This is a genomic window from Shewanella sp. GJ50-10, assembly GCF_055808815.1.
This window is the reverse complement of record NZ_JBVVSS010000001.1, coordinates 2,135,946-2,162,776: the sequence shown is the minus strand read 5'-3', so window position 1 is coordinate 2,162,776 and position 26,831 is coordinate 2,135,946. Positions and strand designations below refer to the sequence as shown.

General features: G+C 39.0%; 22 protein-coding genes and 1 pseudogene. 18 read left to right on the top strand and 5 right to left on the bottom strand.

Features of this window, described 5'->3' with window-relative positions:
* Positions 1-76 precede the first annotated feature (76 nt).
* Entirely contained in the window at positions 77-1,180 is a 1,104-nt protein-coding gene (gene serC / locus AC0L4E_RS09050) for a 3-phosphoserine/phosphohydroxythreonine transaminase (protein WP_473678925.1), read from the top strand.
* 61 nt (positions 1,181-1,241) lie between these two features.
* On the opposite strand, the gene AC0L4E_RS09045 is transcribed toward serC, so the two are convergent.
* Positions 1,242-2,432 (bottom strand): amino acid aminotransferase, encoded by a 1,191-nt coding sequence (locus tag AC0L4E_RS09045; protein WP_473678924.1) that lies wholly within the window; start codon positions 2,430-2,432, stop codon positions 1,242-1,244.
* A 406-nt stretch (positions 2,433-2,838) separates the two neighbouring features.
* Here AC0L4E_RS09045 and aroA point away from each other — a divergent pair, with 406 nt between their 5' ends.
* From aroA to AC0L4E_RS08990, 11 genes are all read left to right on the top strand, one after another.
* Positions 2,839-4,119, top strand: coding sequence for a 3-phosphoshikimate 1-carboxyvinyltransferase (aroA, locus tag AC0L4E_RS09040; RefSeq protein WP_473678923.1), 1,281 nt, complete (start codon positions 2,839-2,841; stop codon positions 4,117-4,119).
* 181 nt (positions 4,120-4,300) lie between these two features.
* Positions 4,301-4,978, top strand: a complete 678-nt coding sequence (cmk, locus tag AC0L4E_RS09035; RefSeq protein ID WP_220755417.1) for a (d)CMP kinase — start codon at positions 4,301-4,303, stop codon at positions 4,976-4,978.
* Between the two features lie 92 nt (positions 4,979-5,070).
* Positions 5,071-6,759: a 30S ribosomal protein S1 gene (gene rpsA, locus AC0L4E_RS09030; protein ID WP_259651398.1), complete on the top strand. Its 1,689-nt coding sequence runs from the start codon at positions 5,071-5,073 to the stop codon at positions 6,757-6,759.
* 78 nt (positions 6,760-6,837) lie between these two features.
* Complete coding sequence (gene ihfB / locus AC0L4E_RS09025) at positions 6,838-7,125, top strand: integration host factor subunit beta (RefSeq protein WP_153914705.1); 288 nt, start codon at positions 6,838-6,840, stop codon at positions 7,123-7,125.
* A gap of 143 nt (positions 7,126-7,268) precedes the next feature.
* A complete protein-coding gene (locus AC0L4E_RS09020; protein WP_473678922.1) occupies positions 7,269-7,565 on the top strand; it encodes a LapA family protein in 297 nt (98 codons plus the stop codon).
* A 1-nt stretch (position 7,566) separates the two neighbouring features.
* A complete protein-coding gene (gene lapB / locus AC0L4E_RS09015) occupies positions 7,567-8,727 on the top strand; it encodes a lipopolysaccharide assembly protein LapB (protein WP_473678921.1) in 1,161 nt (386 codons plus the stop codon).
* A 155-nt stretch (positions 8,728-8,882) separates the two neighbouring features.
* Complete coding sequence (gene pyrF / locus AC0L4E_RS09010) at positions 8,883-9,578, top strand: orotidine-5'-phosphate decarboxylase (RefSeq protein WP_473678920.1); 696 nt, start codon at positions 8,883-8,885, stop codon at positions 9,576-9,578.
* A gap of 102 nt (positions 9,579-9,680) precedes the next feature.
* Positions 9,681-10,523, top strand: coding sequence for an SDR family oxidoreductase (locus AC0L4E_RS09005; RefSeq protein WP_473681578.1), 843 nt, complete (start codon positions 9,681-9,683; stop codon positions 10,521-10,523).
* A gap of 27 nt (positions 10,524-10,550) precedes the next feature.
* Positions 10,551-11,102, top strand: coding sequence for a DUF2058 domain-containing protein (locus AC0L4E_RS09000; RefSeq protein WP_473678919.1), 552 nt, complete (start codon positions 10,551-10,553; stop codon positions 11,100-11,102).
* Positions 11,103-11,246: 144 nt separating this feature from the next.
* The gene (locus AC0L4E_RS08995; protein WP_473678918.1) at positions 11,247-12,077 is read left to right on the top strand and encodes a CLCA_X family protein; all 831 of its coding nucleotides are present in this window, start codon (positions 11,247-11,249) and stop codon (positions 12,075-12,077) included.
* 187 nt (positions 12,078-12,264) lie between these two features.
* A complete protein-coding gene (locus AC0L4E_RS08990; protein ID WP_473678917.1) occupies positions 12,265-14,022 on the top strand; it encodes an acyl-CoA dehydrogenase C-terminal domain-containing protein in 1,758 nt (585 codons plus the stop codon).
* A gap of 90 nt (positions 14,023-14,112) precedes the next feature.
* Here the strand turns inward: AC0L4E_RS08990 and dacB are convergent, their stop codons facing one another.
* A complete protein-coding gene (gene dacB / locus AC0L4E_RS08985) occupies positions 14,113-15,501 on the bottom strand; it encodes a D-alanyl-D-alanine carboxypeptidase/D-alanyl-D-alanine endopeptidase (protein WP_473678916.1) in 1,389 nt (462 codons plus the stop codon).
* Between the two features lie 512 nt (positions 15,502-16,013).
* On the opposite strand from dacB, the gene pssA reads away from it, so the two are divergent.
* From pssA to AC0L4E_RS08960, 5 genes and pseudogenes are all read left to right on the top strand, one after another.
* Complete coding sequence (pssA, locus tag AC0L4E_RS08980) at positions 16,014-17,327, top strand: CDP-diacylglycerol--serine O-phosphatidyltransferase (protein WP_473678915.1); 1,314 nt, start codon at positions 16,014-16,016, stop codon at positions 17,325-17,327.
* A gap of 180 nt (positions 17,328-17,507) precedes the next feature.
* A pseudogene (locus AC0L4E_RS08975) lies at positions 17,508-18,321 on the top strand (tRNA-uridine aminocarboxypropyltransferase).
* Positions 18,322-18,399: 78 nt separating this feature from the next.
* Complete coding sequence (locus AC0L4E_RS08970; RefSeq protein ID WP_473678914.1) at positions 18,400-18,723, top strand: hypothetical protein; 324 nt, start codon at positions 18,400-18,402, stop codon at positions 18,721-18,723.
* 34 nt (positions 18,724-18,757) lie between these two features.
* Positions 18,758-20,764 carry a RecQ family ATP-dependent DNA helicase gene (locus AC0L4E_RS08965; protein ID WP_473678913.1) on the top strand — a complete coding sequence of 669 codons (2,007 nt, stop codon included), beginning with the start codon at positions 18,758-18,760 and terminating at the stop codon, positions 20,762-20,764.
* On the top strand, positions 20,754-21,032 hold the full coding sequence (locus tag AC0L4E_RS08960; RefSeq protein ID WP_220755429.1) for a hypothetical protein: 279 nt from the start codon (positions 20,754-20,756) through the stop codon (positions 21,030-21,032). Before AC0L4E_RS08965 ends, AC0L4E_RS08960 begins: the two co-directional genes overlap by 11 nt.
* 35 nt (positions 21,033-21,067) lie before the next feature.
* Here AC0L4E_RS08960 and eco read toward each other — a convergent pair whose 3' ends face one another.
* Positions 21,068-21,634, bottom strand: a complete 567-nt coding sequence (gene eco / locus AC0L4E_RS08955) for a serine protease inhibitor ecotin (protein ID WP_473678912.1) — start codon at positions 21,632-21,634, stop codon at positions 21,068-21,070.
* A gap of 389 nt (positions 21,635-22,023) precedes the next feature.
* Between eco and AC0L4E_RS08950 the strand changes: the two genes are divergently transcribed.
* Positions 22,024-22,998 (top strand): GGDEF domain-containing protein, encoded by a 975-nt coding sequence (locus AC0L4E_RS08950; RefSeq protein ID WP_473681576.1) that lies wholly within the window; start codon positions 22,024-22,026, stop codon positions 22,996-22,998.
* A 196-nt stretch (positions 22,999-23,194) separates the two neighbouring features.
* Here AC0L4E_RS08950 and AC0L4E_RS08945 read toward each other — a convergent pair whose 3' ends face one another.
* Together AC0L4E_RS08945 and AC0L4E_RS08940 are read right to left on the bottom strand one after the other, a co-directional pair.
* Complete coding sequence (locus AC0L4E_RS08945; protein WP_473678911.1) at positions 23,195-25,909, bottom strand: acetate--CoA ligase family protein; 2,715 nt, start codon at positions 25,907-25,909, stop codon at positions 23,195-23,197.
* A 21-nt stretch (positions 25,910-25,930) separates the two neighbouring features.
* A complete protein-coding gene (locus AC0L4E_RS08940) occupies positions 25,931-26,728 on the bottom strand; it encodes a LysR family transcriptional regulator (protein ID WP_473678910.1) in 798 nt (265 codons plus the stop codon).
* Positions 26,729-26,831: the final 103 nt, after the last annotated feature.

The window sequence follows — 26,831 nt, the reverse complement described above, 5'->3', positions numbered from 1 at the left end:
CAAACAGTTGAGATATACTGCTTATCAAAATGCTATCAATTTAATGTTTTAACCCAAAACGATAAAGGACAATGCTGTGAGCGCTATTTATAATTTTTGTGCTGGACCTGCCATGTTACCACAAGCTGTAATGCAAAAAGCACAGCAAGAGTTAATCGATTGGAATGGTTTGGGTGTCTCCGTCATGGAAATTAGTCACCGTAGTAAAGAGTTTATTGCATTGACCCAACATGCTGAAAAAACATTACGCGAGCTAATGGATATTCCAAATAACTACCATGTGCTATTTATGCATGGTGGCGGACGTGGCCAATTCACCAATGTGGTTAACAACTTTTTAGGTGATAATGGTAAAGCGCTTTATTTAGTTAATGGCCAATGGTCAACTGCCGCAGTTAAAGAAGCAGTAAAGTTAGTTGGTGAAGACAATATTGATCAACTTAATATCGTTGAAAATAAGTCTGGTTTAAACCAAGTCGTGTTACCTGATTTACACAGCATCGACAAAGATTATCGTTACGTGCATTTTTGTGCCAATGAGACTGTAGATGGTATCGAGATTTTTGACAATTTAGATAGCCCTTGGCCTGTGGTTGTTGATTTATCATCAACTATTATGTCACGTAAAATTGATGTGAGTCAGTACGGTCTAATCTATGCAGGAGCACAAAAAAACATCGGTCCTTCAGGTTTATCAATTGTCATTGTTCGTGATGATATGCTTAAACTACCTAGCTTACCTCAATCTTCTATTATGGATTACAGTGTAGCTCAAGCAAATGATTCTATGTTTAACACGCCACCGACTTTTGCTTGGTATCTTGCAGCTGAAGTATTTGACTGGTTAACAGCGCAGGGCGGAGTCAGTGCCATTGAAGCCGTTAATAAACAAAAAGCCGATCTGTTATATCAGTGCATCGATGATAATCCATTTTATAAAAATGGCGTGGTATCAGCGAACCGCTCAAGAATGAATGTCACCTTTCAGCTTACTGATAACAACTTAGATAGTGAGTTTTTAAAGCAGGCAGAATTAGCAGGGCTAGTTGCGCTGAAGGGACATCGTATTGTTGGTGGTATGCGTGCAAGTATTTACAACGCAATGCCGTTATCAGGCGTACAAGCTTTAGTCAGCTTTATGGAAGCATTTGCCAAAAGCATTGTTAGTCTATGTAAATAGCGAAACTTAAAAGATAAGAGAAAAAGCGAATGACATTTAGGTCATTCGCTTTTTGGTTTAATTAAAGAATTGAGCTGATAGATTTTGCTAGATAATCTACATTTGCTTCGCTTATACCTGCAATACTCATCCGGCTAGAACCGACCATATAAATACTATGTTGCTGCTTTAATGTTTCCACTTGCTCAGCATTAATGCCTAAAAATGAAAACATGCCTTTTTGGTTGGCAATAAAGTTGAAGTCTTGTTTAACGCCATTTTCAATTAGTTTGTTCACTAACATTTGTCGATTGCCGTTAATGCGGTTTCGCATTACTGTTAGTTCATCTAACCATTGTTGCTTAAGTTCTGGTGTGCCAAGAATGGTTTCTACAATTGCTGCACCGTGTGCTGGCGGCATTGAGTAAATACAGCGGACGACATAAAGCAGCACTGAAAAGGCAACATTGGCAGTATTACTGTCTTTGGCGACTAGGGTACACGCACCAATACGTTCACGATATAAACCGAAGTTTTTAGAGCAAGAGCTACACAAAATCATTTCTTCGACGGCTGCAGCCATCTGACGAACGCCGTAGGCATCTTCATCAACACCATCCCCGAAACCTTGGTAAGCCATATCGATTAAAGGCGTAAAACCTTGCTTAGCCGTAATTGCAATGACTTCATTCCATTGCTCAACAGATAAGTCCATCCCACTTGGGTTGTGGCAACAAGCATGCAGCAAAACAACATCATCTTGGCTTATTAGGCTAAGCGCTGCTTTCATTTCTTCAAATTTTAGTGTTTTGGTATCGTAGTCATAATAAGGATACGTTTTAACAGTTAAACCAGCCGCTTCAAATAAACCTGTATGGTTAGCCCAAGTCGGATCGCTCACCCAAATTACCGTATTAGGATTACAGCTTTTGATAAATTCCGCAGCGACTCTTAGTGCCCCAGTTCCACCAGGCGTTGACACTGTTCGAATACGATCGGCGAGTAATGCAGCGTGTGATTGACCAAAAGCGAGTTCTGTCATTAAACGATTAAACTGCTCTGAACCCGTTGGGCCAATATACACTTTGGTGGTTTCAGTATCAGTTCTGAGTTGCTCTGCTTTTTTTACACAATCTAAGATAGGCGTGTGACCAACTGGATCTTTATATACGCCGACACCTAAATCAATTTTTTGAGGGTGATTGTCTTGGCGGTACTGGGTCAGTAATCCCAGGATTGGATCTGCAGGCATTGCAGTTAAAGTATTGAACATGGCCGTTGACCTTATAATGTAATCAGCTAATAAATCAGCGTTAGTAGGATTTACTTAAGGGTAACGTAGATTAATTGCTGATTGAAATGCCTTTTTTTCAATATCTGTGAAAACCTCTTTTTTTCAACACTCAAGTTTACAGTTTGAACCTAAAACTGATGTTGTATTAGCTAAGAAGACGTTTGATCGAGTGTTTTTCATTCATTTTATTCAAGTTGGCTGAAAAACAGTAAATAAAAGTCATATTTCCCTTGAATCATAGGCTGCAATGAGTAAATTTGTAGGCACGAATAATTAATCAAACTAATAGTGCACAAATCGTATAGATAAATTGACAAACAAGTCGTTATCTATTGTCTACAGACATTCTCGCGTTTAGCTAGAAATTATTTAAGAAGAATTACTAATGAAACAATTGCGTCTAGAACCAGTAAAAAAAGTAAGCGGTGTGGTTAATATTCCTGGCTCAAAGAGTATTTCAAATCGAGCATTACTCCTTGCAACGCTTGCTAAAGGGAAAACGACGTTAACTAACTTACTAGACTCTGATGACATTCGTTATATGTTGGCATCGCTAAAGCAGCTTGGTGTGAACTATCAGTTATCTGAAAATAATACAGTATGTGAACTCGAAGGCTTAGGTAAGCCTTTAAGCGCCGAACAAGCACAGACGTTGTTTTTAGGCAATGCAGGCACGGCAATGCGACCTCTTTGTGCCGCACTAACACTCGGCTCAGGCGAGTTTACCTTAACTGGTGAGCCGCGTATGGAAGAAAGACCCATTGGCGATTTGGTTGATTCTTTACGTCAACTTGGCGCGAATGTTACCTATTTAAAAAATGATGGTTTTCCACCTCTCACAATTAACGCTGATGGCCTAAGTGGCGGTGAAGTTGAAATTGCAGGTGATTTATCAAGTCAGTTTTTGACGGCTTTGTTAATGGTTGCTCCTTTAACTAAAGATACCGTGAATATTAATATTAAGGGCGAGTTAGTTTCTAAGCCTTACATCGATATTACTATAGCGTTAATGGCGCAGTTTGGTGTGAAAGTGATTAATCATGACTATCGCAGATTCGAAATTCAAACCGGTCAACAATATGTATCACCTGGTAAAGTGTTAGTTGAAGGTGATGCATCTTCAGCATCATACTTTCTCGCTGCTGGTGCAATCCAAGGTGGTGAAGTTAAAGTCACTGGTGTAGGTAAGCTAAGTATTCAAGGCGATGTAAAATTTGCTGATGTGCTTGAAAAAATGGGCGCAGATATAGAGTGGGGCGATGATTACATTATTGCCAGACAAGCAAAGCTTAGTGCTGTTGATTTAGATATGAATCATATTCCTGATGCGGCAATGACAATTGCTACTGCGGCGCTATTTGCTGAAGGAACAACCAAAATCACAAATATTTACAATTGGCGTATTAAAGAAACCGATCGTTTATCAGCCATGGCAACTGAGTTACGTAAGGTTGGTGCAACAGTTGAAGAAGGTCATGATTTCATCGCTGTTACACCACCAGCAGTGTTAAATACTGCTGCAATTGATACCTATAATGACCATCGTATGGCGATGTGCTTTTCAATGATGGCCTTTGCTGAATGCGGGATTACCATTAATGACCCAGATTGTACTTCTAAAACTTTCCCAACCTATTTTGCTGAGTTTGCTCGCCTAGCTCAGTAATTCGCTCGATTTCATTCTTCATAAAAATGACGGCAGTCAATATACTGCCGTTGTTTTGATCTGGTTAGTGAACTTACAAAATACTCCAGTTTTTTGAGCAAAATTATTATACAATGCTGCGCGCTCATTTTGATGAACCTTTTTTACTTTCATGGAAGATTGTTTTTTTTCGGAGGAATTTATGTCTGAACGTGCTCCAGTAGTCACAATCGACGGACCAAGCGGTGCAGGGAAAGGGACCATATGTCAACTAGTTGCGCAAAAACTAGAATGGCACTTATTAGATAGCGGAGCTATCTATCGTGTATTAGCCCTAGCTGCAATTCATCATAATGTTGAATTAGAAAATGAAGAAGCTATTACATTATTAGCCGCTCATTTAGATGTGCAGTTTTTAACAGGTACTGATCTCGTAAAAGTGATTCTTGAAGGCGAAGATGTTTCAACAAGCATCCGTACCCAAGAGTGTGGTAATGCAGCTTCAAAAATCGCAGCATTTCCACGCGTTCGTGAAGCATTACTTCGACGCCAGAGAGCTTTTAGTAGTGAACCTGGTTTAGTTGCTGATGGACGTGACATGGGAACTGTCGTTTTTCCTAAAGCACCAGCCAAAATTTTCTTGACCGCATCGGCTGAGGAAAGGGCGCAGAGACGCTATAAACAGTTGCAGGACAAGGGCTTCGATGTTAATATCGATCGCCTTTTATCTGAAATCATTGAACGTGATGACCGCGATATTAATCGTTCTGTCTCACCTTTAGTGCCTGCAGATGACGCGCTAGTTATTGATACTAGTGGCATAGGTATTAATGAAGTGCTTGAGCTTGTGCTTGAACACATCAATAAAAACTTAACGTAATTTCTTAATTCTGAGAAATTATGAAACAACATTTATATCACGGATGATGTAAATAAATTAATTGACTCCACATCTAGGATGGATGGTGGTTTATAAAAGAAAGTAATCATAAAATGACTGAATCTTTTGCTGATCTATTTGAACAATCTCTAAATGAACTTGAGTTCCGTCCTGGTTCTATCGTACGCGGCGTAGTTGTACGCATCGAAAACGGTACTGTACTAGTTGACGCTGGTCTTAAGTCTGAAAGCCCAATTTCTGCTGACGAATTCAAAAACGCTCAAGGTGTTTTAGAAATCGCTGTTGGCGACGAAGTTGATGTTGCACTTGACTCTGTTGAAGACGGTTTCGGTGAAACTCAATTATCTCGTGAAAAAGCGAAACGTCACGAAGCTTGGATTGTTCTAGAAAAAGCTTACGAAGATGCTGAAACTGTAATCGGTATCATCAATGGTAAAGTTAAAGGTGGTTTCACTGTTGAATTAAACGGTATCCGTGCCTTCTTACCAGGTTCTCTAGTAGACGTTCGCCCAGTTCGCGATACTGCTCACCTAGAGTACAAAGAATTAGAATTCAAAGTTATCAAACTTGACCAGAAGCGTAACAACGTTGTTGTTTCTCGTCGTGCTGTTATCGAATCAGAAAGCAGTGCAGAGCGTGATGCTCTTCTTGAGAACCTTCAAGAAGGTCAAGCAGTTAAAGGTATCGTTAAGAACCTTACTGACTACGGTGCATTCGTAGACTTAGGTGGCGTTGACGGTCTTCTACATATCACTGATATGGCTTGGAAGCGTGTTAAGCACCCATCTGAAATCGTTAATGTTGGTGACGAAATCAACGTTAAAGTTCTTAAGTATGACCGTGAGCGTACTCGCGTTTCACTAGGTCTTAAGCAACTTGGCGAAGATCCATGGTTAGAAATCAGCAAGCGTTACCCAGAAAGCACACGTCTTACTGGTCGCGTAACTAACCTAACTGACTACGGTTGTTTCGTTGAAATCGAAGAAGGCGTTGAAGGTCTTGTTCACGTTTCTGAAATGGATTGGACTAACAAGAACATCCACCCATCTAAAGTTGTTAACTTAGGTGATGAAGTTGAAGTTCTAGTTCTAGACATCGATGAAGAACGTCGTCGTATTTCTCTAGGTCTTAAGCAATGTAAGACTAATCCATGGGATGATTTCGCTACTCGTTTCAACAAGGGCGATAAAGTTTCTGGTAAGATCAAGTCTATCACTGACTTCGGTATCTTCATTGGTCTTGACGGCGGCATCGACGGTCTTGTTCACTTATCTGACATTTCTTGGAACGGTACTGGCGAAGACGCTGTATCTGAGTACAAGAAAGGTGACGAAATCCATGCAGTAGTTCTTTCAGTTGACCCTGAGCGTGAGCGTATCAGCTTAGGCGTTAAGCAAACTGAAGACGATCCTTTCAATGCCTACTTGGCAGACAAGAAGAAAGGTACTATTGTAAATGGTGTAGTTACTGCTGTTGACGCTAAAGGCGTTACAATTGAACTAGCTGAAACTGTTGAAGGTTACCTTCGCGTTGCAGATATCTCTCGCGAGCGTATCGAAGACGCATCTACAGTATTCGCTGTAGGTGACAAAGTTGAATCTAAGTTCATGGGCGTAGATCGCAAGAACCGTTCTATCAGCTTATCTATCAAAGCGAAAGATGAAGCAGATGAGAAAGAAGCAATGGCAACTATTAACAAGCAAGATGATGCTGTTATTAGTAATGCAATGGCTGAAGCGTTCAAAGCAGCTCGTAAGTAATAAATCGCCTGTTGTGTGGGAAACGCACTTTGTTTCCCATTAGGCGACTGTGTTTGGCTTGATAATAGAGGGTATAGGATGACAAAATCCGAACTGATCGAAAAACTCGCCACTAGGCAGTCGCAGCTGTCGGCGAAAGAAGTGGAAAGTGCTATTAAAGAAATGTTAGAGCAAATGGCGACAACATTGGAAGGCGGTGATCGTATTGAGATCCGTGGTTTTGGTAGTTTTTCACTTCATTTCCGTGCACCACGTGTAGGCCGTAACCCAAAAACTGGAACCTCAGTTGACTTGGAAGGCAAATACGTACCGCACTTTAAGCCTGGCAAAGAACTGCGTGAACGTGTCGATGCGGTTAATCATTGATTAACGCTTGATTAAAAAGCCTCCTTTTGGAGGCTTTTTTGTATCTAATGCTCACCAAAGCTGGTTAGTTGACTAAAATTCTTGGATAATCATTATATTGGTAAATTTCGGTCCTATCTTTCACAGATAAAATGGAGCTGCACGTGAAATCTTTTATTGCCATTGTTATTGTCGGATTATTCTTTGTTCTTGCTCTTCTTTTCGGTGCCAAGAACGAGCAAATTGTTACAGTCAGTTATTTTGTAGCTGAAGGTCAGTATCGATTACCTGTGGTACTTGCAGTTGTCTTTTTAGCTGGCTTTATCATTAGCTGGTTATTTGCCGCTTACTACATTGTTAAATTAAAAATGGTGCTAAGAAAAAGAAATAAGACCATTGCACAGTTAACGGACAAGGTAGCAGAACCAGTAGCAGTAACAGCACAGGATACCGCCGCGTAATATGCTAGAGATCCTCTTTCTGTTGTTACCTATAGCCGCCGGATATGGCTGGTATATGGGACGAAGAAGCATACGACAGAATCAAAAACAGCAAAGTAAAAAACTCAGTAGAGACTATTTTACTGGGCTTAACTTCTTACTTTCAAACGAATCTGATAAAGCAGTCGATTTGTTTATCACCATGCTAGATGTCGACGACGAAACGATTGATACACATTTATCGTTAGGCTCACTGTTTAGAAAGCGCGGTGAAGTAGACCGCTCTATACGCATTCACCAAAACCTCATTGCAAGACCGAGCCTTACTACTGAGCAACGTGATATTGCTATGATGGAGTTAGGCAAAGATTATTTAGCCGCTGGCTTTTACGATAGAGCGGAAGAAATATTTTTGAATCTAGTGAGTCAAGATGACCACAGTGAAGAAGCCGAAACTCAATTAATTTCAATCTATCAAGTCACCAAAGAATGGCAAAATGCCATTAACATCACCAAAGGCTTAAGCCGAAAACGTCAACAAGCACTAAAATCAATTACAGCGCACTTTTATTGCCAACTTGCTGATGAAGCAATTGATACGGCAGAAAAAATCAAATTATTACAGCAAGGTATTAAACTTGATGATAAATGTGGCCGCTCGTGGTTAACACTCGCGAAAATCTATCTTGATAGTGAACAAGTGAGTTTATGTAAAAAGTCGCTGCTTGAGTTAAAGCTTGCTGACATTGAATTATTCTCGGACGCTATTGGCGTTGCTCGACAAGTTTATCGTGACAGTAATGATCTAGATGGTTATCAATCATTACTTCAACAAGCATTAGAGTCTGGTGCAGGAGCGAGTGTTATCATCGCACTTGCTCAACATAAGATTGAGCAAGGACAAACAAAAAGTGCTGAAAAAATGGTGTTAGATCATCTATATCGACATCCCACGATGAAAGGCTTTCAGCATTTAATGCAGCTTCATATCAAACAAGCCGAAGATGGTCAAGCAAAACAAAGTCTAGCTATGCTCGAAAAATTAGTTGAACAACAAATTAAATTCAGACCGAGTTATCGTTGTTGTTCATGTGGATTTCCTGCTCATAGCCTTTATTGGCATTGTCCTTCATGTAAAGAATGGGGCAGCATTAAAAGAGTCAAAGGTCTCGATGGAGAATAACAACTGAACACTTATAATTGATTTAGTTAAATTTTTATTAGAGTTCACTTGCTCATACCTTTACGCGATAAGATTTTATAAGAAACAAGCAAATCAAACACACTGCAATCAGTCATTAAATTGTAGTGTGTAAATTAACACCTTACGGAGTAAACATGGCAGATAAACCGATTGTAGTAGCCTTAGATTATGACAATAAAAGTGAGGCACTATCACTGATTGATAAGCTTGATCCGACTATGTGTCGCTTAAAGGTAGGCAAAGAAATGTTTACTTTATTTGGCCCTCAATTGGTAAAAGATATTCACGACCGTGATTTCGATTTATTTCTAGATTTAAAATTCCACGATATTCCTAATACTGTCGCTAAAGCGGTATCAGCGGCAGCTGATTTAGGTGTTTGGATGACTAACGTACATGCAAGTGGTGGTTTGGCCATGATGCAAGCCGCTAAAAATGCTTTAACTAATTATGGTGATGATGCGCCATTACTCATTGCTGTGACCGTACTGACGTCAATGAGTGATGAAGACCTAGCATTACTGGGCATTAACGTACCAGCATCAGAACATGTTAAACGTTTGGCATCTCTTACACAGCAAGCAGGACTTGACGGCGTTGTGTGTTCAGCCCAAGAAGCCACAATGCTTAAAACAACATTCGGTAAAGATTTCAACTTAATCACCCCTGGTATTCGACCTGTTGGCGCAGATGTTGGCGATCAACACCGCGTGATGACACCACCAAAAGCAATTGCAGCGGGCTCTGATTATTTAGTGATTGGTAGACCAATCACCAAAGCTGCTGACCCACTTGCGTCATTACATCAGATAGTTAACTCGCTGAAGTAATTTTATTTACTCAGTGCAATTATTATCACGTTATGAGTGGCGTGTTCATCGAATGCTGTATTTATCGTTACTGTTTATATAGCTGCTGTTTATCAACAAATTATGCAGGAGTGCAATATGTTTGATTATCAAGGAAAGAACGTTGTTGTAATTGGTGGAACCAGTGGGATTAACTTAGGCATTGCTTGTGCCTTTGCTAATCAAGGTGCCAATGTAGCAGTAGCCAGTCGTAGTATTGAGAAAGTTAATGCTGCAGTTAATACATTAAAGCTTTCTGGAAAATCAGGAAAGCATATTGGTGTCAGTTTTGATGTCAGAGATGTTGAAGCGGTGGCCTCGGGTTTTGCTACGATTGAGTCTGAATTTGGTTTTATTGATGTACTAGTCAGCGGCGCAGCTGGAAACTTCCCTGCAAGGGCTAAAGATTTATCTGTTAATGGTTTTAAATCAGTTATGGATATTGATTTACTTGGTAGCTTTCAAGTTATTAAACAAGCCTATCCTTTGCTCATAAAGGGTATTAAAGAAAGAGGTGAAGGTGCCAGTGCAAGTGTGATTCAGATTTCGGCGCCGCAAGCTTATGTCCCTATGGCATTACAAGTCCATGTTTGTGCTGCAAAGGCGGGAGTTGATATGCTAACCCGTACTTTAGCCATAGAGTGGGGCGTTGATGGTATTAGAGTTAACTCTATTGTGCCGGGTCCCATCGCAGAAACAGAAGGTTTTGATCGCTTAGCGCCGAGTGAAGGATTAAAATCAATGATAGCAGGCAGTGTGCCTCTCAAACGTAATGGTCACAAACAAGACATTGCCAATGCAGCTTTATTTTTAGCATCAGACATGGCTTCATATATAACCGGTACCATATTACCAGTTGATGGTGGTTGGTCATTAGGCGGAGCGGGTGCTGCAATGGATGCACTGGCTAAACATTTGCCTGAATAGTATTAGTAATTTTTAAAGGTGATTTAAATGGCAAACGCATTGCAAGAGCAATTGCTTAAAGCAGGACTTGCGAGTAAGCAAAAAGCGCGAGATGTAAAAACCCAAAAGCGTAAACAAAAGAAATCAAAAGTTGATGACGGTAGCGCTGATTTAAAAAAGCAAATTGCAGATCAAAAGTTAGCGCAGGCAGAAAAAGATCGTGCATTAAACGAAAAACGTTTTGCTGAGGCTAGTGAAAAAGGTCAAGTGCGCGGGCTTATCACTGAATTCACTAAATTTGCTATCAAGATCCCAAAAGTAGCTGAAATCAAATTTAACTACACAATGGACAACAAAATCTTATCCATTTATGTGGATGAAAAACTTCAAGGCCAGCTGTTAACTGGTGCTGTAGGCATCGTACGCCATGAAGAGAAGAGTTATCTTGTGCCACATAAATTAGCTGAGCGAGTAAATTTACTTGTTCCGCAATGGTGTGGTTACTTATGGGAAGAAACAAGTAATAACCCAGCTGATCAAGTGGAACAAGCTGATGATCCTTATGCTGATTATGCAATTCCAGACGATTTAATGTGGTAAACATTGATTTACTACTAGCAAATGAACACAATAAAAAAGCCTCTTAAAGAGGCTTTTTTATTGTGTCGTTATTAGTCATTAGTTTGTGTTTGTTTTACTTCTAATTAACGACTCTCACCCATATAAACGTACTTAGGTCGCAAATTGCTCAAACATTCAAGCTATTATCGAAATGGTTCTGATTACCGACAAGGCCAACAAGCAAACTTTATTGATATAAAGCACACCTTTGGTTTACGGCATATCAGTGTGGGAAAGTGGGTAAGCCGAGAAGAGTCCGATATAGCAGCTAACCTGGTTTTTGATTCATTAGCGGATTTATCGCAAATCTTACAAGTGCCTACCGAGCTAATAGGATTACGTAAAACGCTCAATTTATTATTTGGACGAGGTGGTCAAAAAGGTGTGCAAGCCCATTATTCACCAACAACACGTGAGCTCGCATTAGCTAAAAATGCAGGAGCTGGTGCCTTGGCACACGAATTTTGGCACGCTTTTGACCATTATATTGTCGATAAAGCGTTTGATATCGGAAGCCAACAAACAAGAGCTAATCAAGCGTCAGCATTTAATTTAAAGTTCAGCTGCGCTGCGGATTTATGGCTTAAAGATGTCTTACTTAAACCTCATGCTCTGAATGATAAGTTATCAGCTTTATTTAAATTAGTTTTGTTAAGTAGCGATGGTGAAAGGCCGAGTCAATACGTTACTAATGCAATTGCAGTTGATAAACAGCAAGGTAGTTATTATTTTTCGAAACCCACAGAACTTATGGCTAGAGCATTTGAGGCTGCAATAGAGTCTGACGGTCATCTTCAAAATCAATATTTAGTTTCAGGCACGATGAAACGAGATACGGCTTCAGAAATGATATATCCCACGTTAGAACATCGAAAATTGATAATGACAAGCATAGTAGATTACTTTGCTTTATTAGGTGTCGCTTTCGAGCAACAAAAGAACGTTATTTCTTAAATGAAAAGCATAGTGAAACCTATGCATTTAAAGGCTTGTAAGCTAATTTTAAATAAAAGCAGCACTTCAATATCTAGTTTGAAATTTTATACTTTTTATCTATTTTAAATGCAGAATCAACTTGTGTTTAACATGACTTTTGTATAAATTGAAACAACTGTTTTAATTATCTGTTTAAGAGTCTTATATGAACCCTTACCAAGCTCCTTTGAAAGACATGCAGTTTCTATTAGAAAATGTTTTTGATGCCACTAACACTTGGCAGAGCATGCCTAATATGGCTGAAATGGTCGATATGGACACAGCAGTCGCTATTTTAGATGAAGCGAGCAAGATTAGCCGTGACCTAATTCAACCTATTAACCGAAATGGTGATGAACAAGAAGTTAGGCATCTGGATGGTAAGGTCATTACGCCTGATGGCTTTAAAGAGACTTACCAGCAATTTTCAGAAGGTGGTTGGGTTGGTTTATGTGGTGAGCCTGATTTTGGTGGCATGGGAATGCCAAAAATGTTGGGTGTATTAGTTGATGAAATGAATTACAGCGCATGTAACTCATTCACTTTATACAGCTCATTAACCGCAGGTGCAGCGTTATGTATTAATGCCCACGCAACAGATGAATTAAAAGAAAAATATTTACCTAATTTATATTCAGGCCAATGGTCTGGTGCAATGGACATGACTGAACCTCAAGCGGGTTCTGATTTACGTAATATCCGCACTAAAGCAGAACCACAAGATGACGGCAGTTATCTCATTTCTGGTAGTAAAATATTTATTACTGGTGGCGATCATGATTTGACAGAAAATGTTATTCATCTTGTATTAGCCAAACTCCCAAATTCTAGCGGTATTTCATTATTTTTAGTGCCAAAAATTAGCGTGAATGATGATGGTACATTGGGCGAAGCTAATGGCGTAACCGTGGGTTCAATAGAACACAAAATGGGTCTTAAAGCGTCAGCGACATGTGTAATGAACTACGATAATGCTAAAGGCTTCTTAGTTGGCCGCGTTGATCGCGGTTTAGTATGTATGTTTACTATGATGAACTACGAACGTTTAGCGATTGGTATTCAAGGTCTAGGAAGTGCACAAGGTGCTTACCAAATGGCCGCTGATTACGCTAAAGAACGTGTACAAGGTGTTGCAGCAGGTGGCTCGCCAACAGGCGCCAGTGCAGATCCTATTATCGTGCATGGTGATGTGCGCCGTATGTTACTAACTATTAAATCGATTACTGATGCTGGACGTGCTTTATCTGTGTTTACGGGCAAACAGCTGGATTTAGCAAAACATGGCGAAGGCGATGTAAAAGCTAAAGCGGCTAAGTATGTTGGTTTACTTACACCAGTATCAAAAGCCTTTTTAACTGATCGCGGCTTAGATTCAACGATTATGGCCCAGCAAGTCTTTGGTGGTCATGGTTATATTCGCGAAACAGGTATTGAGCAATTTGTCCGTGATACACGTATCGCGCAAATTTATGAAGGGACCAATGGTATTCAGGCAATCGACTTTTTAGGTCGTAAAGTTACAGGTGATAATGTTGCAACCCTGACAAACTTTGTCGCTGAAATTAATGCTGAGCTTTCGAGTCTTGAGCATGTTTCAGAAGCGGATAAAAAAGCGATCAGTTTGCGTTTTGATAATTTACTGACGATTGCTAATCACATTAATGAGCACAAGTTGTCTCAACCTGCATTGATCAACTCTAGTGCTGTCGATTTCTTAGATGCCTTTGGTTATATCCTTTATGGGTATTATTCATTATTAATGGCCGAGCGTGCTCACGGTCATGAAGACCAAGACTTTGCAAAGCAAAAACAATATGTTGCCAAGTTTTACATGGATAAAGTATTGCCTAAGGCAGACTTCCATATTGCTCAAGTTAGCCAGGGCGATGACTCTATCATGGCTATGCCAGCAGATTTGTTTTAATTAAATACTACTCAAATAAAGCAAAAAGCACTTTGTGAAAACAAAGTGCTTTTTTATTAATAGTGCTTTTATGATTATTTAAAAGGTCAATTATGGTAAGTCGTTTAAAGTTTGCAGGAGTAATGCACTAAAGGGCGCTAATCTGGCTTTTTTAGCTTTAGGGCTTAATCCGTTCTCGATGATAACAAAGGCATATTGCTTACCATTAGCTGCATTTAGATAGCCAGCAAGGTTTTCGACTCCCATCATGGTGCCCGTTTTAGCGGCTACTTCATTTTTTAATGGCGCTTGGTTAAAGTACTTTTTGTAGCGCAGTGTACCTGATTGCCCTGACACAGGGAGTAGCTTTTCAATATATTGCAGGTTTTCATCGCTTTTAATTAACTGTAATAAGCTCATCATTTGATGCGCTGTCATCAAATTATAGCGAGATAACCCTGAACCATCGACAATATTTGCCTCTATAAATGGTAAGTCTAAAGCTAACATAATGTGTTCAATAGCTTTAGCTCCTACAGTAAATCCATCTTGCTGCTGGGGATTAATTGCTTGCTTAGATTGGTAAAAATAATTTTTGCCTATTTGTTTTAATAAACTATCGGCGATTAAGTTATCTGACTTTTGTAACATGGTTTTAAGTAGTGCTGGTAAGTGTTCCGATTCATGTGAAGCTATAACTGTGTGTCCATTAGGTTTTGTGTCGCCAGCATGAAGGTGGAGCGTTTGGTCCGAGCTTATAGCAATGTTCTGATAGCTGATTTCGTTTTCAGTTAATAAGTCAGCGACAACGTTTTTGCTGTATAAACTAGGATCGTTAACTGCAATAGCCAATCGAATCGATTTATTACCAGGGTAACAACCATCAATTTCATAGTGATTATTATCAAAACGCTGCATATGTAGTTCACAAAAATGTTTTTGTGCATCTTTTACATCAATACTTGAATCAAATTTAGCCGTAGAAGTCATGGTAATTGGATATATTGACTTAATTGAGACTGATGAGTCATCTTTAGTGGGCTTCAATGTCGTTTTAACGCAGTTTCTATCAATGATGTAATTTGATACTGGCGCAGCGTAACAAATGCCTAAATCGTCCCATGCCCAGCCAGGAGCACGTATTTGTTTAGACTCTTCTGAAACTAAGAATACTGAACCCGTTATTTGATTAATCCCTTTTTGCTTTAACTTACTGATGAGCGCACTAAGGTGTATTCGTTTAAGGGTCGGATCACCCTGAAAATGGATATAAAGATTACCTTCTAAGATGTTTTTGCTGATTACGCCGTCATAACTGAGCTGAGTTTGATAATGAAAGTCCTTACCCAGTTGATGACTTGCTGCCACGGCTGTAATGACTTTTTGGATACTCGCAGGCAGCATCAAAGTATTGTCGTTTAGACTGTAGATAGTCTGCTTAGCTTCCACATCCCAAATGCTCACTGAGATCTGAGATTGTGACGGGCTAATAATATTCATCATATTTGCTAGATAGTCATCAGCGATTGCTGGAAAACTTAATGTCAGTAATATAAGTGGTATAGATAAGGCGCGACAGAGAAAAGGCATAATAAAAAAGTACAAAAAGATTGGTAAAGTTAAAATACGCCATTTATCTTTCGTTTACATTAAACATCTTCGTTTGTAGTCGATTAAACGCACTTTTTTCTGTAAATATCTGGTCTTCTTCGTGAGTAATTCGTTAGAGTTTGATCCCAAATATATTAATTGTTTCTCATAAACTAACCAAACGAGTGTTTAAGTTAAGAAAAACCTTGCTCGAAAGCAGTTAAGTCGGTAATTTCTATTTCCAAATATTTTTGTTAATCAGTTATTGCGACGTCTCAAAACAGCCTTTTGATAGATTTAGTTTTTTTAAACTTTGTTTGCCTATAAAAATTAGGCTTATTAATTAAATCTTAAAAGTGACATCAATCAGCTAGAGCGTCGAACTCAATGGAATGCATTGAGAAACATTTAAGGAGGTTGCCTTGCTGGACAAGCTAGGTGGTATCGCATTACAAGCCGAATCATTAAAATGGTTATTAGATCCGATTCAGTTCAAAACTGAATTGCTTTCACGCATTGCCAATGCAAAAACTGCGATCTATATTGCTGCATTGTATTTAGAAGATGATGAAGCAGGGAACGAAGTTTTAAATGCGTTATTAGCCGCTAAGGCTGCCAACCCGGAATTAGATATTGTCGTATTAGTTGATTATCATCGTGCGCGACGCGGGCTGATTGGTCATAAAGGTGATAGCGGTAACTACATTATGTACCGCAAAGCAATGGCTGATGCAGAGGTCTCGTTTGAAATATTGGGCGTTCCGGTTAAGTCTCGTGAGTTTATGGGGGTGTTACACCTTAAAGGTTTTATTATTGATGATGCTGTCATTTTCAGTGGCGCCAGCATTAACAATATTTACTTCCAACAATTCGAGAAATATCGTTTTGATCGCTATCACTTGATTGAATCTGCTGAACTTGCAAGAAGTATGATTGCATATATTCATCAGTTCCTCGTGAGCGATCCTGCAGTGTGTTCTTTAACTCAAGATAGCAAAACAGAACAATGTCCTGAAAAGAATGATATCCGTACTTTTAAAACTCGTTTAGGCCGTTCTAAATATGAGTTTGAAAGTACTCGTATTGGTAATCGCGTTACGCCGCTTGTAGGCTTAGGCCGTAAAAAGAACAAGCTGAATGAAGTTGTTGTTAAGCTGGTTGATGAATCAAAAGAATCATTATTCATTTGCACCCCTTACTTTAACCCACCTAATGCCTTAGTACGTGCACTGACTCGTCATCTACGTAATGGCAAAAGTATTGATATTGTCGTGGGTGATAAAACAGCAAATGACTTTTATATTCCACCTGAAAAAGAATTCTCAACGATCGGCGCACTGCCTTATATGTATGAGCAGTCTTTGCGTAAGTTTGTTAAGCGTCAGCAGTGGGCGGTAGAAAATGGTCAGTTACGTATCCACCTTTGGAAAAATGGTATCAATAGTTACCATTTAAAAGGGATTAGCGCAGACGGCCGTAAGCATCTTATTACCGGTTCAAACTTAAACCCGCGTGCTTGGGCATTAGATTTAGAAAATGGCTTATTGCTTCATGATGAAAGCGGTGCATGGAAAGAGGATTTTGAAGCTGAACAAGCGTTGATTTTAACTCATACCGAAAAGCTTTTTCATTACAGTCAAATAGAAACCTTACAGAAGTACCCAGTTCCTGTGAAAAAAATTATGACTAGAATTAAGCGCCTAAAAGCTGATTTTTTACTGCGTAGGATCCTATAGTTTAATCTACATTAGCTAAGGTAGTTTTTTTTGCGATGAATTATTTTGAAGGTTAATACATAATCTATGAGCTACAATTTGCTTATGTTTATGTGTTGGCCTAATAATTTTTAGTAAAACTTTGTAAGCGTTATATCATTCCTCCTTTTGTAAAGCATTGAGTTAGATAGAGAATCCATCATGTTGGCGTTACCTTCTGAGCAGCAGCACGCTGTTCATCGTCTTTATCAATATAGAAAGTCCATTTCGACTAAACCCTTTGCAGCAAGAGGAATGAAGCTGATCCGCTGTCCTTGGTGCTTGTTAGGCGAACTATTTTGTACCTGCGAGCATAGACAGTACCTTACTACTTCGGCCAATTTTATGCTGATAATGTATGATGATGAAGTGCTTAAACCGACTAACAGTGGTCGTTTAATTGCTGACACAGTGCCTAACACAAGTGCTTTTTTATGGTCTCGAAAAGAGCCTAACAAGCAAATGGTAGAGATGATTAATGACCCACAATATCAGCCATTATTAATCTTTCCTGCTCAATATGCTCAAGAAGGTCAGTTAGTGGTTGAGCACATTGATCAAGTCGCTTATACAGCACAATGCGACAAGTTAGTCACTGATAGCGACACTACAAAAGATAAAAAAGATCCCATTATTGATTCTTTTAGATGGCAGTTGGCGCCAAGCAATTAAAATGTTTCGCAAAAGTCCATACCTTCATGAATTGCCATTGTTATCTTTTAACCCTGAAACGTTAGCAACTTATGAGCTAAGAAAGGGTAGTCATGACTTTCAATTATCGACAGCGGAAGTAGCAGCTTTAGCTTTTAGCGCTATCGATGAACCTAAAAATGGTGAAGCATTATCTACTTGGTTTGATTTATTTGTAGAGTCTTCGTTACTCGGTCGAAATAGGCGTTTAAAAGAAGACATAGTGCCGATTGAAAACTATATTGATAAGTTCAAACAGGCTATGATAAAAGCTAATGAAGCTTAATTCTGCTTCATAAGGTTCACCTCTTTAGGAAAGTTTGTAAATTAGCTCAACTGTTTACGCATAGGATGCGCGCTTAGTATGTTTGATAATAAATTAATTGTTCTTTACCGACTTGAACCTGGTTGTTTAGGGCCTGATGGTATGGATCACATTGAAACTTTCTGTAACCTTGCCCAGCAAGCTTTAGCTGCATTTGATACAGATAGCTGCCAATGGTTTCTTGAGCCAAGGTTTAACAAACAGTTAGATGAAATGGCTTATTGTCTAGCCAACAAGATGTTAACTCGTGAGCAAGCTGCCAAGTATCTAGCCCGTTTAGGTGATGATCTTGAGCAAGTACAAGAAAGCTTCGAAGACAAACTTACTCTCCTGATCAATCAATATATTGCTCGTAAGTCGTAACGTTCGGCTGCTTTCAATCAATAAAGGCATCGGCATGTTAACACCTACAGAGCATTCACCATTTAATACATCTGAGCTATCGGCTTCTTTACAACAAAGGTTAAAGCAACAGTTTGGCTTTGATCAATTTCGAGAAGGCCAACAAGCTGTCATTGAACACATCTTATCTGGGCATTCCTCTTTAGCGATTTTCCCAACCGGTTCAGGTAAATCTTTATGCTATCAATTTAGTGCATTACAACTAGATAATGTCACTTTGGTGGTGTCTCCTTTGCTGGCATTGATGAAAGATCAAATTTCATTTCTTAATAGTAAAGGGATTAATGCTGCCAGTATTGACTCAAGCTTATCTTATGAGCAAAGTCAGCAAGTAATGCGCGATGTGCGAAGCGGTCAGACTAAAATACTTATGGTTTCTGTGGAGCGTTTTAAGAATGAGCGCTTTAGACAGTTTCTATCTTCAATCAGTATTTCTTTGTTAGTGGTTGATGAAGCGCACTGTATTTCAGAGTGGGGTCATAACTTTAGACCTGACTATTTAAAAATCCCAGTTTATTGTCAAGAGTTTGCCATATCTCAAGTGTTACTGCTTACAGCCACGGCTACAGCAAAAGTGAAGCATGATATGGCTGAACGCTTCAATATATTGCCTCAGCAAGTAGTTCAAACAGGTTTTTACCGTTCTAACCTAGATATTAGTGTGTTACCGGTTTTAGAAACCGAGAAAAATGCTGCCTTGCTAGAAAAAGTTCACCAACATAATGTTGTAGAGAATGGCGCAGGGATTATCTATGTCACATTGCAAAAAACGGCAGAAGAAGTAGCTCAATTTTTAAATTCCCAAGGGATCAGAAGTACGGCTTATCACGCTGGTCTTGAGTCTGATATACGTAATGGGATTCAAAATCGCTTTATGGCTGGTGAGATTAATGTGATTGTCGCTACTATCGCCTTTGGTATGGGGATTGATAAAAGTAATATTCGTTTTGTAATCCATCATGATTTACCCAAGTCGATTGAAAATTACAGCCAAGAGATCGGCCGTGCAGGGCGCGACAATCAATTATCCCATTGTGTAACCTTAGCCAATAAAGATGGCCTCAGTACCATCGAGAATTTTGTTTATGGCGATACTCCAGAACCGAGCGCCATTGCCAAATTAATTCAGCATATCAGCGTCGAAGTAGATAATGGCCGCTGGGAGATGCAAGAATCAGCCATATCAAGTAGTTGTAATATCAAATTACTGCCGCTAAAAACTTTATTAGTCCAACTTGAATTAGCCAAGGTCGTGAAACCAAGTTTTGCCTATTTCGCTGAATTTAAATATCAATTTCTGGTTGATAAACAGCAAGTTCTGGCGAGTTTTGATGAGCAAAGACAGGCATTTTTAAATCAAATTTTTGAACATACGCAATTTAAGAAAATTTGGGGACAATTGGATTTTGATAGTTTGTTTCAGCAGTATGGTGCCCAGAGGCAGCGAGTAGTTGCTGCACTTGAGTACCTTGCAGATAAACAAATGATTTTATTGGAAACAAAAAAAATCACTCAAGTATTTGATGTTAATCCGGCGTTGTTAGTTCAACAAGGGCTAGTTGAACAGTTATCAGAGTACTTTCACAGTAATGAAGTTAAAGAAATTGCTCGTTTAAATCAGCTATTAGCATTTTTCGAGTCACCCACTTGTATTACAGCAAGACTAGCAAGATATTTTGATGATAACGCTGCGCCAGAGCAATGTGGCCATTGCAGTGTATGCCGTGGTTATCCAGCTATTTTGCCGCAAAAATCTATCGCGCCTATTGAGTCTCAAATCAATATTAAACAATATTTAGATGGTTTCATTCAGCATATGCAGTCTAAAGGGTTCGAAGCTGTGTCGGTTTTAGTGCAAGCAAAGTTTCTTGCTGGCATGACGGTTCCCATCTTCGCTCGTATTCGTGTTAAGCAGCTAGCTGGTTTTGGTTATTGTAGTGAATATCGATACCAAGATATTATTAATTATATTGATAATGGGGCAGGTTCTAATGAAAAATAAAGCGGTTGAAGGCTTACTCAATAAGCATGAAAAGCTTAATCATTTGGAAGGTATTAAAGTCATCTCTCACACCCAAAGAGAAAAAGATGAGTGGGTACTTCATACATTAATGATCGACGGCTATGATGTGCCGTTTAAATTTAAGCGACCTAAAAAATATAAGTCGCTTAAAGATCAGTTAGTCAGTCTTATCTATTATGCAGATGAAGAAACTGTTGCAGGCTTTGCCATTGAAGTAATGCAAGTGGTTCGAGTCAAACGCTATTAAGCCATACTCTTTATTTATCTTGACCAGTGCAGTATTTATTGGCCAGAGTATTCAAAAGCACCTTTTACTTGCCATACACGATAACGCAGCTCAGCGCCTTCTGGTAGATAAAACACTTTAGGTAAACGGCTATCGTAATCGATAGTGATACTGTCACCTAAAGTAACAAACTTTATCGTTTTAGGATCGCGGCACATCATCATTGTACTTGGGCCATCTGTCATTTTATCTACCGAGTAATAGCTGTATCCCCAGCCTTGTAGACTTTGTTTTTCTACAGTTCCCATTAGTCTGTGCTGGTTACAATCTACCATCTTATTTTGACCAATTTGAATTTCGACTTTGTAATTTACTTCATCGTCTCGTTTAGTCAGCGATAGAATATGTTGTACTTGATTTTCTGCTGGCTTTGGAAACATCTTTGCTTGCTCAATTTCTTGATAGCTCTCTTGCGTAAATGAATGACTTGTAATCATGCTAGGACGCTCAAATTGATTTGGCACAGGGCTTGTGGCCGTTGATGAAAATGACAGAGTGGCAAACAATCCAATTGCTGACATGTTGAATAGATTTTTTAATGTGCTGTTTAGGCTTTTTTTCATATGGATTCTCGCTTCTAAAATGCTAATGTAGTACTTGTGTTTGATTGCGTTGTTGTAGTTATAAACGGCTCTAATGTGAAAAAGGGTTTTATTTTTATAATTAATTTTTATATTTAGAATGTAAACTCTATTTTATATTTGCTAATTTAATAAAATTTCTTTTGTTTTCAATGTTTTTTGTTAGTATTTTCAAACACCATTGCTTAAATTAATATTTTAAATAGACTAATAAAGTATACTTTTTATGTGTTAGCGCTGGATAAATCTACAGCAATTTGGCCTTATTTATGATTTAACTGGCAGATTGAATTTATTCAACAACATATTTTTTGATGACATAGGATGTTCAATTGAATACTAACCTGGAAAATTCTGCTCATATTTTACGCATGGCTGTTCCGCAAATGTCAGCGTTAAACATTCCTGTTACTCCCGAAAATTATGCTATTTGGTATCAGTATTATTCTGAAACCAATTTAGGTCTAAAGCGCGCCATAGACGGTTTACTAGCGAATGAAGTTGAGTTTACAGCTTCTGTTAATCAAGGTTTATATAATAATTTTATTCAAGAACAATCGCCCGAGGTGATTGAGAATGTTCAAATTGAAACCCAAATTTTAATTAATAGCTTAGTGAATAAAATCAGTCAGTTTTCAACAGGTACTGATGACTTTTCTAATAACTTATCTCACTTTGCTGACGAGTTGCAATCTGGAGCTAATCCTCAAACTTTGAACGAACTTGTGGTCAATATAAGTGCTGAAGTCGAAAAGGTTATCGCCAACAACCAATCAATGAAAAAAGATATCGAAACCTTAGGTGATGAGCTAACCCAATTAAAAGGGGAAATGGATAATCTCAGTAAAGTGGCCATGACAGATGAACTTACATCTTTGAATAATCGCCGAGCTTATGAAATTTTCTCAACTGAACAAGTCAGCTTATTTACCCAAAATCAAATACCTTGTTGCTTGTTGATGATAGATATCGATCATTTTAAAGCTTTCAATGACACCCATGGTCACCTAGTGGGTGATAAGGTTTTAGCATTTGTTGGATTTGCTTTAAAGCAGTCGGTTAAAGGCAATGACTTTGTTGCTCGATATGGTGGTGAAGAATTTGTTGTTTTATTGCCAAATACTGAATTTAAAGATGCTTTCACTGTGGCAGAAAATATTCGAGAACGCATTGCTGCAAGGCAACTAACAATAGGCAAAGAAAAGAAACAGCAATTAGGTAATATTACCGTTTCTATTGGGCTTGCGAATATCCAACCTGGCGATGACTCAGAGACGTTATTAAAGCGTGCTGATGACATGTTATACCAAGCTAAGTCTTCTGGAAGAAACTGCGTTAAAGGCTAACAATCAATAGTGTTAATTACTCAGTAGTGTCATTTCTACAGATTACAGCCTTTATCTTTTCCAAATGTCTTCAAAATATTCATATAAAAAGCTAAGGATGATGTCCTTAGCTTTTTGTTTGTTTTATACGCTATAAGTTTTTGGTTCTGACAATTACTTCGTAATCTATATGTTCAAAGCTTTAGCTATCATAGCCTCACTCTTCAGTGTTCAATTTTGAGGTTGGTAAGTCCATGTGCATTTTGATCAAATGCTCTTCCATATCAAATGATACTGCAAAGCCTAAATTTTTCGCTAAGTTTGCCATGCTGCGGTTTTCGAACATAGTAAAACCAGCCAGTACCGGTGTATCAGTTGTTTTATAATAATTAACCAGTTTTTCTAATAAGAGTTTACCTAAACCAATGCCTTGGTAATCACCACGAACAGCCATAGCAAATTCGGCTTCTGTGTTATCAGGATCGGTTGATGCTCTGACAGCCCCAAGGGTAATGGATTCGCCATTATCATCAACTGCAGTGGCAATAAATGCCATTTCGCGGGCAAAATCGATTTGCGTTAGTACCGCCATTTCTTCGTGGGTCATACGCGAGCGAACCCCAAAATAACGCTTATATCTATCTTCGTCACTGAGTGAATTATCGAATGCTAAATGTTTAGGCTCATCTTCAGGCAAAATAGGTCTTAACATGACCTCAATGCCATTTTTCAAAGTGGCTGTTTGTTCTAATTCTTTAGGATAAGGCATGATAGCTAAACGCGTTTTTGGATCGATATCTTGCTGATTAAGCTTCATGTTGACATCTAACAAGGTAATTGTTTCGCCTGCAGCCAATACAGGGTTTAAATCAAGTGAAGCAATTTCAGGGCAATCGATTATCAAATGAGATATCTGGGTTAACATGATACATAAAGCATTCATGTCTAAACCAAGAGGTAAATGTCTGTCTCGTAGCTTATTCGCTTTTAAGGCTTGAATGACCATGTATCTTGCTAGGGTCATATTTAAAGGCGGTAGGGCAACTGCAGCATCCCGAGTTGGATCCCATTCTGAACCTCCTTCTCCTAAGCAAATTGCTGGTCCAAATACTGGGTCATTAATGACTGAAACACGTACTTCTTGGGCGCCAGCAGTGAGTGCCATTTTTTGCACAATCATGCCGTCAATTTTGGCATCTGGATTAATTTCTTTGACTCGGCTTGTGATGGAATGGGCAGCTTGCTGAACTTCATCATCATTGGTGAGGTTAAGCATGACCCCATGAGCATCGGATTTATACATTAAGTCTGGCGATTGAACCTTTAGCGCCACAGGGTAACCGACCTTATTAGCAAGCTTTATTGCTTCGTCGGCAGTTTTAGCAAAACAGGTTTGAATAGTATTCAAGCCATAGGCTTTTAAAATATCTCGAGTTTCATGGGTTTCTAAAATAAAACGTTGTTCATTCTGAGCTTTTTGTAATAAAGCCCGTGCGCTTATTGTGTCTGTAGGGATATTATCTGGTATTGATTGAGGTACTTCTTGAAGTAGTCTCTGGTTGCGACGGTATTCCACCATATGCATAAAGGCTTTTACTGCGCCTTCTGGGGTGCGATACGTTGGTATAACGGCTTTGTTAAATAACTTCCTTGCTGCGTAAGCAGAATTTTCACCGCTCCAATTGGTTAAGATATTTAACCGATTTCGATTAGGGTGAGCTTTAATTGCTTTTACTAAACTTTGGGCTATTTCATCACTTTCTTCTAATGCCGAAGGTGAGTGAAGCACTAAAATGGCATCCATTTCTTGGCTGTCCATCAAAATATTCAAAGCTTTGGTATAGCGCTCACTATTGGCATCACCGACAATATCAATTGGGTTTTGGCCTGACCAAGTGCTTGGTAAAACTTGATTGAGTTTATTTATAGTCTCTTCTGATAATTGAGCTAACTTACCGCCTTTTATAATTAACTCATCTGCGGCAAGTACTGCTGGACCGCCGCCATTACTGATAATTGCTACGCGTTCGCCTTTTAAAGGCGTCGAGTGAGCTAAACTTTCAACAGCTGCAAACAATTCAATTAAATCATTTACTCGTAGCATACCTGCACGTTTAAACGCTGCTTCATAAACTGCGTCATTACCACCAATCCCACCTGTATGGAGCATGGCAGCTTTTACGCCTTCTTGACTACGGCCTGATTTAATCACAAATATGGGTTTATTGCGGGCTGCAGCTCTTGCCGCTGACAGGAAATGGCGTTTTTCATTAATGGAGTCGATGTAAAGCATGATGGCGCTAGTACTGCTATCGCGGCCGAGGTAATCAAGTAGTTCATCAAAATCAATATCAGATGCATCACCGAGTGAAATAAACGATGAAAACCCAATATCTTTATTGTTTGCCCAATCTAATACCGTGGTGCAAATTGCAGCGGATTGTGAAACAAATGCAATTTTACCTTTTTTAGCACTACTATGGGCCAAACTGGCATTCAGCCCTATGGGAGGGATGATCATCCCCAAGCTGTTTGAGCCTAAAATGCGCATGCCAAAGCGTTTAGCATGCTGCTGAGTAAGACTTAATAAACTAACCCCATTATCATCAAATTCGTTAGCCATACCTGATGCCATGATGATGACAACTTTACAACCAAACTGGGCTAAGGTTTCTACAATATTTGGTACTCGACTGGCTCGAGTACAGATAATGGCTAAATCAGGTTTGATAGGTAAAGATTCAATATTGGGGTAGGCAAGTACGCCCATGACTGAGTCATATTTAGGTGTGACTGGCATAATGGGGCCAGAAAAGCCGCTACCTAATAAATTCTTCATCAATACTCGACCTGCGCGCTTTTCGGTATTTGATGCGCCAATAACAGCGATAGACTTAGGCTTAAATAAAGCGTGAATACTTCTCTGACTCATAATGCCTCACTTGCGAGTGTGTTAGCTATTAGCGATCGATTGTAATGTGACTCTTTGACAAAGCTCAGACAACCATGAAATTTTAGCTTCATGACGGCGTGCTGCGCTACATATGATGGCGAGATCCACAGCGATATCTTTATGACTGTCATCTGATTCTAGTTTGAAACGATAGGAATAGTTATCAGCAAATAATTGTTGCTGTACTGTATAATTATCGACAAGTATGGTTGGGGTTAATTTTTCATCTACTGCACGGAACAATTCCACATACTCATTGAGATCATCAACGATAAGTTTTACAAACTCACCATTTTTATTACCTGTTAATGAGCCATATCCTGAAGCAACTTTTTTCTGATATAGCTGTTGCGGTCTGTCTCTTAATGTTTGAATGCCAATATCAATTGAGCCATCAATCAAGCCTTCATTACTGGTTTTACGCCATTGTCTTAATTCTATGACGGCATCAGTTTCTGCTCTAATTGCGTTGATCAGATCTTTACCCATCATTACCATTAATGGTTCACCTAAATGGACCGTAATATACTGTAAATTTTTAGGATCAAAATATTCAGGTTCAAGTGCAAGGTTTATTTGTTCGATTGAACATTGAATTTTAGGCGCAATTTTATCTGCGTAACTTGTAGGGTGAAGACCGTTTGCGGTGCGAATGAATAATGGATCGCTTAATTCTTCACGTAGTTGAGCCAATATTTTTGACACAAATGATTGTGAACGGCCCAGCTGTTTTGCAGCTCTTTGGGTTGAGCCCGCTCTATAAAGAGTGATAAACACATTAAGTGCATTCAGATCCATGATATACCGATAATTTAGAACACTTTAACTTCATATTACACCATATATTCCGCAAACACATTAGCCTCCAAAGTAAATAGCTCGTTTGGAATATCCCTTATTC